We start from the raw sequence: 12,310 nt of genomic DNA, 5'->3' as shown, positions 1-12,310 counted from the left end.
CCAGGTCCCTAAAGGAGAGGACAATGGTTGCGGTAAGAAGTGCACATCTCAATAAAGCTGGGGAATTTGACCCACAAAAATGGATCGCAAGTCTGGGAATTTCCAGCCAGCAGTCGTGTGAACGCTTAACCGAAACCTGGGCCTATTGTCTGCGCACCACGCAGGGGCATCCCGACGCCGATCTTCTCCTGTGGCGCGGCGTGGAGATGGTGGAAATCTTATCCATGCTGAACATGGATATTGAAACGCTGCAGGCCGCGCTTCTCTTCCCCCTCGCGGATGCGGACGTGGTCAGCGAAGACGTGCTGCGCGACAGCGTCGGGAAATCCGTCGTCGCGCTGATCCACGGCGTGCGCGATATGGCGGCCATTCGCCAGCTCAAAGCCGCGCACACCGATTCCGTCTCCTCTGAGCAGGTCGATAACGTTCGCCGGATGCTGCTGGCCATGGTGGATGATTTCCGCTGCGTGGTTATCAAGCTTGCCGAGCGTATTGCTCATCTGCGTGAGGTGAAGGATGCGCCGGAAGACGAGCGCGTGCTGGCGGCCAAAGAGTGTACAAATATCTATGCGCCGCTGGCGAACCGCTTAGGGATTGGTCAGCTGAAATGGGAGCTGGAAGATTACTGCTTCCGCTATCTGCACCCGGCGGAATATAAACGTATTGCCAAACTCCTGCACGAGCGCCGTATCGACCGCGAGCACTATATCGAGGAATTTGTCGGCGGGCTGCGCCAGGCGATGAAAGAAGAGAACGTGCGCGCCGAAGTCTACGGTCGGCCTAAGCATATCTACAGCATCTGGCGCAAAATGCAGAAGAAACACCTCGCCTTTGACGAGCTGTTTGACGTGCGCGCCGTGCGTATCGTGGCGGAGCGTCTGCAGGACTGCTACGCCGCGCTGGGGATAGTACACACTCACTTCCGTCATCTTCCCGATGAGTTCGATGACTATGTCGCCAACCCCAAACCGAACGGCTATCAGTCTATCCATACCGTTGTGCTTGGCCCTGGCGGCAAAACGGTCGAGATTCAGATTCGCACCAAACAGATGCACGAGGACGCCGAGCTGGGCGTGGCCGCGCACTGGAAATACAAAGAAGGCACGTCCGGCGGAGCGCGTTCTGGCCACGAAGACCGCATTGCCTGGCTGCGTAAGCTGATTGCGTGGCAGGAAGAGATGGCCGACTCCGGCGAGATGCTCGACGAAGTGCGCAGCCAGGTCTTTGACGATCGCGTGTACGTCTTTACCCCAAAAGGGGACGTTGTCGACCTGCCGGCGGGCTCTACGCCGCTCGATTTTGCCTACCACATCCACAGCGATGTGGGGCACCGCTGCATTGGGGCGAAAATTGGCGGACGTATCGTACCGTTCACCTATCAACTGCAGATGGGTGACCAGATTGAAATCATTACCCAGAAGCAGCCCAACCCGAGCCGTGACTGGCTTAACCCGAACCTGGGCTACGTCACCACCAGCCGCGGGCGCTCGAAAATTCACGCCTGGTTCCGTAAACAGGATCGTGACAAGAACATCCTTGCCGGTCGCCAGATCCTTGACGACGAGCTGGAGCATATCGGGATAAGCCTGAAAGAGGCGGAGAAATTCCTGCTGCCGCGCTACAACTTCAACGAGCTTGATGAGCTGCTAGCGGCCATTGGCGGCGGTGATATCCGTCTGAATCAGATGGTGAACTTCCTGCAGGCGCAGTTCAATAAGCCAAGCGCGGCAGAGCAGGACGCGGCGGCGCTGAAGCAGCTGCAGCAGAAAACCTACGCCCCGCAGCAGCGCAGCAAAGACAATGGTCGCGTGGTGGTTGAAGGCGTAGGTAACCTGATGCACCACATTGCCCGCTGCTGCCAGCCTATTCCGGGCGACGATATCGTCGGCTTTATCACCCAGGGACGCGGGATTTCGATTCACCGTTCTGACTGTGACCAGCTTGCCGAGCTGCAGTCGCATGCGCCGGAGCGCATCGTGGAAGCGGTTTGGGGTGAGAGCTATTCCGCCGGCTACTCGCTGGTGGTGCGCGTCACTGCCAACGACCGCAGCGGGCTGCTGCGCGACATCACGACCATTCTCGCCAACGAGAAGGTCAACGTTCTGGGCGTCGCCAGCCGCAGCGATACCCGCGAGCAGCTTGCCACCATCGATATGACCATCGAAATCTACAACCTGCAGGTGCTGGGCCGCGTGCTCGGCAAACTGAACCAGGTGCCGGATGTGATTGACGCGCGTCGTCTGCACGGCGGATAAGATTTCCCTCTTTTGTAGGCCGGGTAAGGCGTAAGCCGCCACCCGGCATTTTTTTATCAGGACATAACCATGACTCAAATCGACCGCCTGCTTGGCATCATGAAACGCCTGCGCGACCCGGAAAACGGCTGCCCGTGGGACAAAGAGCAGACTTTCGCCACCATCGCGCCTTATACCCTCGAAGAGACCTACGAGGTGCTGGACGCCATTTCCCGCGAAGATTTTGACGACCTGCGCGGCGAGCTGGGCGACCTGCTGTTCCAGGTAGTGTTCTATGCGCAAATGGCGCAGGAAGAGGGGCGCTTTAACTTTGACGATATCTGCGCTGCCATCAGCGACAAGCTTGAGCGCCGTCATCCCCATATCTTCGGCGATGCCACCGCAGGGAACAGCGCTGAGGTGCTGGCCCGCTGGGAGCAGATCAAAAGCGCCGAGCGAGCGGAAAAATCCCAGCACTCGGCGCTGGATGATATTCCGCTGAGCCTGCCCGCGCTGATGCGCGCGCATAAAATCCAGAAACGCTGCTCCGCCGTCGGTTTTGACTGGACCTCCCTCGGCCCGGTGCTCGATAAAGTGCACGAAGAGATTGACGAAGTCATGCACGAAGCGCAGCAGGCGGTGGTGGATGAAGCAAAGCTTGAGGAGGAGATGGGCGACCTGCTGTTTGCAACCGTCAACCTTTCTCGCCATCTGGGTGTAAAAGCGGAAACCGCCCTGCAAAAAGCCAACCTAAAATTCGAACGACGCTTTCGCGAAGTTGAGCGGATTGTCGCCTCGCGAGGCCTGGAAATGAGCGGAATTGACCTCGAAGCGATGGAAGAAGTCTGGCAAGAAGTAAAGCGCCAGGAATCTGATCTCTAACGAGATTTTGAGATCAAGCGCAATCTGTGTGATTTTTTAAATGACAAGCGCTTGATTTGCGTCAAAAACATTTACCCAAAAGGGGCTATTTTCTCACTCCTTATGTTTGTCATGGCCTGGAATGGAGACGGAGAATGAAAGTTTGTGGCGCTCGCCGTGTTCGGGTATACTACTTTCCCGTCCTGGTTATTCCATCGTTTCACCCTAACTTCTCAGGTTCAGCATGACAACGAACTATATTTTTGTGACCGGCGGGGTCGTATCCTCTCTGGGTAAAGGCATTGCCGCAGCCTCCCTCGCAGCCATTCTTGAAGCCCGTGGCCTCAATGTGACCATGATGAAACTGGATCCGTACATCAACGTCGATCCGGGCACCATGAGCCCAATCCAACACGGGGAAGTGTTCGTTACTGAAGACGGCGCTGAAACCGATCTGGATCTTGGCCACTACGAGCGTTTCATCCGCACCAAAATGACCCGTCGTAATAACTTCACGACTGGCCGCATCTACTCCGACGTTCTGCGTAAAGAGCGCCGTGGTGACTATCTGGGTGCAACCGTTCAGGTTATCCCGCACATCACTAACGCAATCAAAGAACGCATTGTTGCGGGTGGCGAAGGCCACGACGTGGTGCTGGTTGAAATCGGCGGTACCGTGGGTGATATCGAATCCCTGCCATTCCTGGAAGCGATTCGTCAGCTGGCGGTAGATATCGGCCGTGAGCACGCGCTGTTCATGCACCTGACTCTGGTGCCGTACATGGCCGCCGCAGGTGAAGTGAAAACCAAGCCGACTCAGCACTCTGTGAAAGAGCTGCTCTCCATTGGTATTCAGCCAGATATCCTGGTTTGCCGCTCCGATCGCGCGGTTCCGGCGAACGAACGTGCGAAAATTGCATTGTTCTGTAACGTGCCTGAAAAAGCCGTTATTTCAATGAAAGATGTCGATTCCATTTATAAAATCCCGGGCCTGTTGAAATCTCAGGGCCTGGACGATTATATTTGTAAACGATTCAGCTTGAACTGTCCGGAAGCGAACCTGTCTGAATGGGAACAGGTTATTTATGAAGAAGCCAACCCGGCAGGCGAAGTGACTATCGGTATGGTCGGCAAATACATTGAACTGCCGGATGCCTATAAGTCAGTGATCGAAGCGCTGAAACACGGTGGTCTGAAGAACCGTGTTTCCGTGAACATCAAGCTGATTGATTCGCAGGATGTTGAAACGCGTGGCGTTGAAATCCTGAAAGATCTGGATGCTATCCTCATCCCTGGCGGCTTCGGCTACCGTGGTGTAGAAGGCAAGATCGCCACCGCGCGCTATGCGCGTGAAAACAATATTCCATACCTCGGCATCTGTCTGGGTATGCAGGTTGCGCTGATCGAATTTGCGCGCAACGTAGCGGGAATGGAAAACGCGAACTCTACGGAATTTGTGCCAGACTGTAAGTACCCTGTTGTGGCGCTTATCACTGAATGGCGTGACGAAGAAGGTAACGTCGAAGTCCGTACCGAGAAGAGCGATCTGGGTGGCACCATGCGTCTTGGCGCACAGGCCTGCCAGCTGTCTGACGATAGCGTGGTTCGCAAGCTGTACGGCGAGCCGGTCATCACCGAGCGCCATCGTCACCGCTATGAAGTCAACAACATGTTGTTGAAACCTATTGAAGCCGCGGGCCTGCGTGTTGCGGGCCGCTCCGGGGATGATCAGTTAGTCGAGATCATTGAAGTGCCAAACCATCCGTGGTTTGTCGCCTGCCAGTTCCACCCGGAATTTACTTCAACGCCACGTGACGGGCATCCGCTGTTTGCAGGCTTCGTGAAGGCCGCCAGCGACTACCAGAAGCGTCAGGCGAAGTAAAAAAAGTTAGAACGGCAACGCGTACCTTTGGTACGCGTTGTTTGTCTGGAGTTTTAGTTTAACTTGTACTGAGGAAAATCTAATGTCCAAAATCGTTAAAGTCATCGGTCGTGAAATCATCGACTCCCGTGGTAACCCGACCGTTGAAGCCGAAGTTCACCTGGAAGGTGGTTTCGTTGGTATGGCTGCTGCTCCATCAGGTGCTTCTACTGGTTCTCGCGAAGCGCTGGAACTGCGCGATGGCGACAAATCCCGCTTCCTGGGCAAAGGCGTACTGAAAGCGGTTGGCGCTGTAAACGGTCCGATTGCTCAGGCAATCCTTGGCAAAGACGCCAAAGACCAGGCTGGCATCGACAAGATCATGATCGATCTGGACGGTACTGAAAACAAATCTAACTTCGGTGCGAACGCAATCCTGGCTGTTTCTCTGGCGAACGCCAAAGCGGCTGCTGCTGCGAAAGGTATGCCACTGTTCGAGCACATCGCTGAACTGAACGGTACCCCAGGCAAATACTCCATGCCTGTACCAATGATGAACATCATCAACGGTGGTGAGCACGCAGACAACAACGTTGATATTCAGGAATTCATGATTCAGCCAGTTGGCGCGAAATCCCTGAAAGAAGCGGTACGTATGGGTTCTGAAGTGTTCCACAACCTGGCTAAAGTTCTGAAAGCTAAAGGTATGAACACTGCTGTTGGTGACGAAGGTGGCTATGCGCCAAACCTGGGTTCTAACGCAGAAGCGCTGGCCGTTATCGCAGAAGCAGTTAAAGCTGCTGGCTACGAGCTGGGCAAAGACATCACCCTGGCGATGGACTGTGCAGCATCTGAATTCTACAAAGACGGTAAATACGTTCTGGCTGGCGAAGGCAACAAAGCGTTCACCTCCGAAGAGTTCACTCACTTCCTGGAAGACCTGACCAAACAGTACCCAATCGTGTCTATCGAAGACGGTCTGGACGAGTCTGACTGGGCTGGCTTCGCATACCAGACTAAAGTACTGGGCGACAAAATCCAGCTGGTTGGTGACGACCTGTTCGTAACCAACACCAAGATCCTGAAAGAAGGCATCGAGAAAGGCATCGTTAACTCCATCCTGATCAAATTCAACCAGATCGGTTCTCTGACCGAAACTCTGGCTGCGATCAAAATGGCGAAAGACGCTGGCTACACCGCTGTTATCTCTCACCGTTCTGGCGAAACTGAAGACGCTACCATTGCCGACCTGGCTGTAGGTACCGCTGCAGGCCAGATCAAAACCGGTTCTATGAGCCGTTCTGACCGTGTTGCTAAATACAACCAGCTGATTCGTATCGAAGAAGCGCTGGGCGAAAAAGCACCATACAACGGTCTGAAAGAGATCAAAGGCCAGGCATAATTGCTTAAGCCTTAAAATGAAAATGCCAGTCGAATGACTGGCATTTTTTTTGACTATTTAAAATCGACCGCCATTTGCTCCGGAATGGTCAGCCCCTGGGTGGTTTGCACGCAGCGGGCGATGTAGTCCGTAAACCGGGGCGGCTTCGGCATCCCCATGCTCAGCAGCTTATCGTTGCTGAAGCGCACGTTAAGCGTGGCAAATGCACCGTATAAACGCATGGCTTTCAGCATCAGACGTTCGTTGCACGGCCCAAAAATATGTTTCAGCTCGCGGCGCATTCTGACCAGCGTTTCGTAGCTGACCTGCGCATATTTATCCCCGACGGGGGCTTTCTCCAGCGCCTGCGCCATTGCCTGATCGATATCCGCAAAGCGAACGCTGTTCTCTTCTCCCGCAGAAATGTGTACCACTTCTCCCGGACGAGCGTTGCTGTTGAGCAGCATTAACATCGCGTCGGCGCAATAATCCACCGGAACAACGTCAATCCGGTCTTCCATTGAGCACATAAACTTCTGCAGCATCAGGCCCATGCTAAAGACCCAGAAAATGCTGCTCGACGGCGTGCAGCCGTGACGGGTATGGCCGACGACGATGGACGGACGGGCGATGAGCAGCGGCAGGTTAGGGCACTCCTGGCGCATCAGCTGTTCGATGGTTGACTTCGAAAACGTGTATCCCACCAGGTGTTCAGCATTCTCTCTGAATTCAGCGCTTTCGGCGACCAGTGAATCTTGCTCCGGCGTGCATGACATTGCGGTGCCGACGTGGAGGAAACGCTGCAGGCCCGTGACCTGCTCCATACGGCGCGCCAGCGCGAGCGTACCTTCAACGTTGACCTTCCAGATCAGCGGGTTATTACCAAATGAGGCCACGGCCGCACAGTTAACCACGTGCGTGACCCGATCCAGACGGGGATCGTTCAGGAAGGCATCCGGCTGGCTGAGGTCGCCAATCAGAATATTACCCACCTTCAAGGAGGCCAGTTTGTCCTCGGGAACGTTGAACTTGCGCATGTTCTCCAGCACGCGCTCCAGCCCGCTCTGCGGATCGCTGGCGCGCGCAAGTAAAAGGAGTTTTGCGGGTTGATCGCTGGTCAGGATTTTTTCAAGAACTGCACCACCCAGAAATCCGGTCACGCCTGTAATCAATAACATCTTCATTAATACCGTCTCATTATGATTGATGAGGCGGATTGTAGGCGTGCAAAAGTAAACGGCATTTAAATAATAAAACGCCGAAATCAATGGCGTCTTAAGCTTATTTTAAGGAAAGGAAATCAGGTGGATATATTGGACAGTATCGCAAGGGTAAAAATTCACTCTATTAAGATTTAAATTTTAACTCATTGAATTTAATTGTTTTTATGAAGTCTGTGCCTAATGGTGAACGTAATTCAAAATGTAATAAATATAATAATTTGTTACACCAAACATTTATTCAATAAATGTTTTAAATACCACTTAACTCAAATCAGACAACATAAATCGCAGGCCGATTTATTTAGCCTGCGAATGATTTTCAGAGCAAAAGGGGAAGCGTGGCGCTGGCTGTTTGCTGGCTAACGTCGCCGTAATGACCATCCAGCGCAATCATGGACGTGGTCAACAGCTCGACCAGCAGCATGACTCCAACCTTCGCATTGAGCGCGCCTGCACTTAGAGGGCCTTCTGGTTTGGCGGCAACCAGCTGCATGTCGCTCAGAGACGCCAGCGGGCTGCGGGGCGTATTGCTGAGCGCCAGAACCTTAACGCCGCGCTTGCGGGCAAGCTTCACCACGTGGAGTAAATCCCGCGTTGAACCCGAGCTGGAGATGGCCACAACCAGCGTATCTTTCGAAAGCGTTGTCGCATTCATGGCCGCGCGGTGCATATCGCTAAACAGCTGTGCGGGTTTTCCCAGCCGCAGCAGCTTGTAATGCAGATACTCGCCGAGGATCGCGCTGGCCGCGACGCCATAAATCTGCACGGATTGCGCCTGATGCAGCGCCAGCGCCGCTTTTTCAAGCAGCGTGCGGTCGAGGAGTCTGGCGGTATCCTGCAAAGCCTGCACCGACTCATCCACGACGTTATCAATCTCATCCCCCGCCTGACGCGCGGGCTGGCCCTGCTGAATATCCAGCGCAAGCGCCATTTTAAATTCGTTATAGCCCTTGCAGCCCAGCGTCCGGCAAAGGCGCGTGACGCTGGCTTCGCTGGTGTGGCTCTCGCGCGCCAGTTCAGTGATCGTCAGGTAGAGCACCCGGGCAGGATCGCTGAGGACAAACTCACCGAGTTTTTGTTGCGTTGGGCTGTACCCGGAAGCCTCCTGGCGGAGCTTCAGCAGCAGATTTTCATGGTCCGACATGCCACGTCCTTAATGTGTTTCGCTGCGACTAGTGTGGCGGAAAGGAGGGGAAAGATGCCAGTCATTTTGAAAAAGTATGATCGGCTTCCTGGTTTTTGATGATAATTTTCACTGAGTGATATTTATGTGGTAAAAATTTTCACCACTTAAAGGGGAGATGAAAAAATGATGCAAATGTTCAGTGGTGCTTCTTCGGGGGGATGGTTTGAAAAAGCGCAGCGCTTTGGTAAATCCTTTATGTTGCCTATCGCCGTGCTGCCCGCGGCGGGCCTGCTGCTGGGGATAGGCGGCGCGTTATCGAATCCCAATACGCTGGCGGCTTATCCGTTTTTAGATGTGGGCTGGCTGCAGGCCATTTTCACTATCATGAGCAGCGCCGGTTCAATCGTGTTTGCAAACCTCTCGGTGCTGTTTGCGGTTGGGGTAGCCGTCGGGTTGGCAAAAAGCGATAAGGGCACGGCTGGGCTGGCGGCGCTACTCGCGTTTCTGGTGATGAATGCCACCATCAACGCGCTGCTGATCCTCACCGGCAAACTGGCGCACGAGAACCCGGGTGCAGTTGGGCAGGGCATGACGCTGGGGATCCAGACGCTGGAAACCGGCGTGTTTGGCGGCGTGGTGATTGGTCTGGTGACCTGCACGCTCCATCATCGGTTTAATAAAATTGCGCTTCCGCAGTTCCTCGGGTTCTTTGGCGGCTCGCGCTTTGTTCCCATCATCAGCTCGCTGGCGGCGATACTCGTCGGCGCGCTCATGACGGTGGTCTGGCCGCATTTTCAGAAACTGATTTTTGGTCTCGGCGGGCTGGTGGATGCCACCGGCTATCTGGGCACCCTGCTGTACGGCTTCATTTTACGCATGCTGGGCCCGTTTGGTTTGCACCACATCTTCTATCTGCCGTTCTGGACCACCGCGCTCGGGGGCAGCGAGATTGTCAACGGTCACCTCGTTGAGGGCACACAGCGGATCTTCTTCGCCCAGCTGGCCGACCCGAACACGCAGCATTTCTATGAGGGCACGTCCCGCTTCATGTCCGGGCGCTTTATTACGATGATGTTTGGCCTGCTCGGCGCGTGTCTGGCGATGTACCACACGGCAAAACCGGAGAACAAAAAGCGCGTTGCCGGGCTGCTGCTCTCTGCGGCATTAACCTCGTTCCTGACCGGGATTACCGAGCCTATCGAGTTCTCCTTCCTGTTTATTGCGCCGGTGCTTTACGTCATTCATGCGCTGTTTGACGGGCTGGCGTTCATGCTCGCGCACATGCTGCATATCACTATCGGGCAAACCTTCTCCGGCGGTTTTATTGACTTCGTGCTGTTCGGCATTTTGCAGGGAGAGGCCAAAACTAACTGGATGTTCGTTCCCCTGGTGGGCGTGCCGTGGTTCTTCCTTTACTACTTCACCTTCCGCTACCTGATTAACCGCTTTGATTTTGCCACGCCAGGTCGGGAAAAGGAGGCGATGGCCAATGAGGTGACCTTCTCGCAGAGCGAGCGCGCCCTTGCGGTGATAGCGGGATTAGGCGGAAAAGAGAATCTGGAAGAGGTGGACTGCTGCGCCACGCGGCTTCGCGTCACGGTGAAGGACGGCAGCAAAGTGAATGACGCGGCGCTGAAAGCCACCGGCGCGCGCGGCGTTATCGTGCGCGGTAACGGGGTTCAGGTCATTTATGGCCCGCACGTCACGATTATCAAAAACGAAGTGGAAGAGATCTTATCGTAATGAAAACTGTACTGGATAACCTGAAGGGAAAACTGGTCGTCTCCTGTCAGGCGCTGGAAAATGAACCGCTGCATAGCCCGTTTATTATGTCGCGCATGGCGCTGGCGGCGGCACAGGGCGGAGCCGCTGCCATTCGTGCCAACAGCGTGGTGGATATCGAGGCCATTAAGCAGCAGGTCTCTTTGCCTGTTATCGGCATCATCAAACGGGATTACCCGGAAAGCGAGGTGTTTATCACCGCCACGATGAAAGAGGTGGATGAGCTCATGACCGTCTCTCCGGAAATCATTGCGCTTGATGCGACGGCGCGGGAGCGTCCCGGTGGAGAATCCCTGGAAACGCTGGTCGCGCGCATCCGCTCGCGCTATCCCGCGGTACTGCTGATGGCGGATATTTCCACCGTGGGCGAAGCCGTGACGGCACAGGCGCTTGGCTTTGACTGTGTCGGCACCACGCTTTACGGCTATACGGCGGAAACGGCGGGCCATTCGCTTCCGGAAAATGACTGCGCGTTCCTGAAGGGCGTGCTGGCTGCCGTGACGGTTCCCGTGGTTGCCGAAGGCAACGTGGATACGCCTGAACGCGCGGCCAGATGCCTGGCGCTGGGCGCGCATACGGTCGTCGTCGGCGGCGCCATCACCCGTCCACAGCAAATTACCGAGCGTTTTATGGCGGCGATTGGCGCGCAAAGCACCGATGGAGCATGACCATCAGGCGGGGATCTGCGATACTTATCGTTTATCCCATTTACTGAGATGACTATGCAGTACCCGATTAACGAGATGTTCCAGACCCTGCAAGGCGAGGGTTACTTTACCGGCGTTCCCGCTATTTTCATTCGTTTACAGGGATGCCCGGTTGGCTGTGCCTGGTGTGATACCAAACATACGTGGGATAAGCTCGCAGATCGGGAAGTGTCGCTGTTTAGCATTCTGGCGAAAACCAAAGAGAGCGATAAGTGGGGCGCGGGCAGTTCAGAAGATCTGCTGGCCATTATTGGTCGTCAGGGCTGGACGGCGCGCCACGTGGTGATCACCGGCGGTGAACCCTGCATCCACGATCTGACGCCGCTGACCGAGCTGCTCGAAAAGAACGGCTACAGCTGCCAGATTGAAACCAGCGGCACCCATGAAGTGCGCTGTTCACACACCACCTGGGTGACGGTATCGCCAAAAGTGAATATGCGCGGCGGGTATGACGTGCTGTCTCAGGCGCTGGAACGCGCGGATGAGATTAAGCACCCGGTTGGGCGCGTGCGTGATATCGAAGCGCTGGATGAACTGCTGGCAACGCTGACGGATGAAAAGCAGCGCGTCATTGCGCTACAGCCGATCAGCCAGAAAGACGACGCGACGCGCCTGTGCATTGAAACCTGTATTGCGCGCAACTGGCGCCTGTCGATGCAGACGCACAAATACCTGAATATTGCCTAAAAAAAAGCCCGGTTTAGCCGGGCTTTTTTTACTCCCCGCGATAGATACAGCCGGCGGTACAGGTCTCTTTAATCATCACCGCGCTCAGCAGCGGTACCAGCGGCTTCATCTGATCCCAAATCCATTTCGCCAGCACTTCGCTGGTCGGGTTTTCAAGGCCCGGGATATCATTCAGGTAGTAATGATCCAGACGATCGTAGGTCGGCTTAAACGCCGCCTTCAGTTCGGCAAAATCCATGATCCAACCGGTATGCGGATCAACTTCACCGGTGATCTCAAGACGCACCATGAACGAATGCCCGTGCAGACGGCCGCATTTATGCCCTTCAGGGACATGCGGAAGGTGGTGGGCGGCTTCGAAGGTGAAATCTTTAAACAGTGTGGTGGACATGATCGCTCTCAGTAATGCGGAAAAAACCGCCGCATAGTACCGGAAAGCACAATTTTT

At 55.0% G+C, this 12,310-nt stretch carries 10 protein-coding genes; 7 read left to right on the top strand and 3 right to left on the bottom strand.

The genetic code is table 11. The features are described 5' to 3' along the window. Nucleotides 1-23: 23 nt before the first annotated feature. From relA to eno, 4 genes are all read left to right on the top strand, one after another. Nucleotides 24-2,255: a GTP diphosphokinase gene (gene relA, locus HB664_RS21440; RefSeq protein WP_023309015.1), complete on the top strand. Its 2,232-nt coding sequence runs from the start codon at nt 24-26 to the stop codon at nt 2,253-2,255. Between the two features lie 69 nt (nt 2,256-2,324). Beyond that, nucleotides 2,325-3,116, top strand: coding sequence for a nucleoside triphosphate pyrophosphohydrolase (mazG, locus tag HB664_RS21435; RefSeq protein ID WP_023333241.1), 792 nt, complete (start codon nt 2,325-2,327; stop codon nt 3,114-3,116). A 223-nt stretch (nt 3,117-3,339) separates the two neighbouring features. Continuing rightward, nucleotides 3,340-4,977 carry a glutamine hydrolyzing CTP synthase gene (pyrG, locus tag HB664_RS21430; protein WP_023309013.1) on the top strand — a complete coding sequence of 546 codons (1,638 nt, stop codon included), beginning with the start codon at nt 3,340-3,342 and terminating at the stop codon, nt 4,975-4,977. A gap of 82 nt (nt 4,978-5,059) precedes the next feature. Then, nucleotides 5,060-6,358: a phosphopyruvate hydratase gene (gene eno / locus HB664_RS21425; RefSeq protein WP_023309012.1), complete on the top strand. Its 1,299-nt coding sequence runs from the start codon at nt 5,060-5,062 to the stop codon at nt 6,356-6,358. 53 nt (nt 6,359-6,411) lie between these two features. Here eno and HB664_RS21420 read toward each other — a convergent pair whose 3' ends face one another. Then, entirely contained in the window at nt 6,412-7,521 is a 1,110-nt protein-coding gene (locus HB664_RS21420) for an SDR family oxidoreductase (protein WP_219940182.1), read from the bottom strand. A 358-nt stretch (nt 7,522-7,879) separates the two neighbouring features. Beyond that, nucleotides 7,880-8,704, bottom strand: a complete 825-nt coding sequence (locus tag HB664_RS21415; RefSeq protein WP_029741550.1) for a MurR/RpiR family transcriptional regulator — start codon at nt 8,702-8,704, stop codon at nt 7,880-7,882. A 165-nt stretch (nt 8,705-8,869) separates the two neighbouring features. On the opposite strand from HB664_RS21415, the gene HB664_RS21410 reads away from it, so the two are divergent. Genes HB664_RS21410 through queE form a run of 3 tightly spaced genes read left to right on the top strand, consistent with a single transcriptional unit; the run spans nt 8,870 to nt 11,862 of the window. Further along, nucleotides 8,870-10,429 (top strand): PTS transporter subunit EIIC, encoded by a 1,560-nt coding sequence (locus HB664_RS21410; RefSeq protein ID WP_087823266.1) that lies wholly within the window; start codon nt 8,870-8,872, stop codon nt 10,427-10,429. Continuing rightward, nucleotides 10,429-11,136 carry an N-acetylmannosamine-6-phosphate 2-epimerase gene (locus HB664_RS21405; RefSeq protein WP_064673513.1) on the top strand — a complete coding sequence of 236 codons (708 nt, stop codon included), beginning with the start codon at nt 10,429-10,431 and terminating at the stop codon, nt 11,134-11,136. Before HB664_RS21410 ends, HB664_RS21405 begins: the two co-directional genes overlap by 1 nt. Before the next feature lie 54 nt (nt 11,137-11,190). Further along, the gene (queE, locus tag HB664_RS21400; protein WP_023333236.1) at nt 11,191-11,862 is read left to right on the top strand and encodes a 7-carboxy-7-deazaguanine synthase QueE; all 672 of its coding nucleotides are present in this window, start codon (nt 11,191-11,193) and stop codon (nt 11,860-11,862) included. A gap of 28 nt (nt 11,863-11,890) precedes the next feature. Here queE and queD read toward each other — a convergent pair whose 3' ends face one another. Continuing rightward, the gene (queD, locus tag HB664_RS21395) at nt 11,891-12,253 is read right to left on the bottom strand and encodes a 6-carboxytetrahydropterin synthase QueD (RefSeq protein ID WP_023309002.1); all 363 of its coding nucleotides are present in this window, start codon (nt 12,251-12,253) and stop codon (nt 11,891-11,893) included. Nucleotides 12,254-12,310: the final 57 nt, after the last annotated feature.

The organism is Enterobacter sp. DNB-S2 (assembly GCF_019443845.1).
Lineage (GTDB): Bacteria > Pseudomonadota > Gammaproteobacteria > Enterobacterales > Enterobacteriaceae > Enterobacter > Enterobacter asburiae_B.
Note: the sequence above shows the minus strand (reverse complement) of the source record. Positions and strands in the feature narration are given on the sequence as shown.

Excerpts from the sequence above, each read along its gene's own strand:
- HB664_RS21420 (WP_219940182.1), bottom strand. The coding sequence starts at position 7,521 with ATGAAGATGTTATTGATTACAGGCGTGACCGGATTTCTGGGTGGTGCA.
- HB664_RS21410 (WP_087823266.1), top strand. The coding sequence starts at position 8,870 with ATGATGCAAATGTTCAGTGGTGCTTCTTCGGGGGGATGGTTTGAAAAA.
- queE (WP_023333236.1), top strand. The coding sequence starts at position 11,191 with ATGCAGTACCCGATTAACGAGATGTTCCAGACCCTGCAAGGCGAGGGT.
- queD (WP_023309002.1), bottom strand. The coding sequence starts at position 12,253 with ATGTCCACCACACTGTTTAAAGATTTCACCTTCGAAGCCGCCCACCAC.
- relA (WP_023309015.1), top strand. The coding sequence starts at position 24 with ATGGTTGCGGTAAGAAGTGCACATCTCAATAAAGCTGGGGAATTTGAC.
- pyrG (WP_023309013.1), top strand. The coding sequence starts at position 3,340 with ATGACAACGAACTATATTTTTGTGACCGGCGGGGTCGTATCCTCTCTG.
- eno (WP_023309012.1), top strand. The coding sequence starts at position 5,060 with ATGTCCAAAATCGTTAAAGTCATCGGTCGTGAAATCATCGACTCCCGT.
- HB664_RS21415 (WP_029741550.1), bottom strand. The coding sequence starts at position 8,704 with ATGTCGGACCATGAAAATCTGCTGCTGAAGCTCCGCCAGGAGGCTTCC.
- HB664_RS21405 (WP_064673513.1), top strand. The coding sequence starts at position 10,429 with ATGAAAACTGTACTGGATAACCTGAAGGGAAAACTGGTCGTCTCCTGT.
- mazG (WP_023333241.1), top strand. The coding sequence starts at position 2,325 with ATGACTCAAATCGACCGCCTGCTTGGCATCATGAAACGCCTGCGCGAC.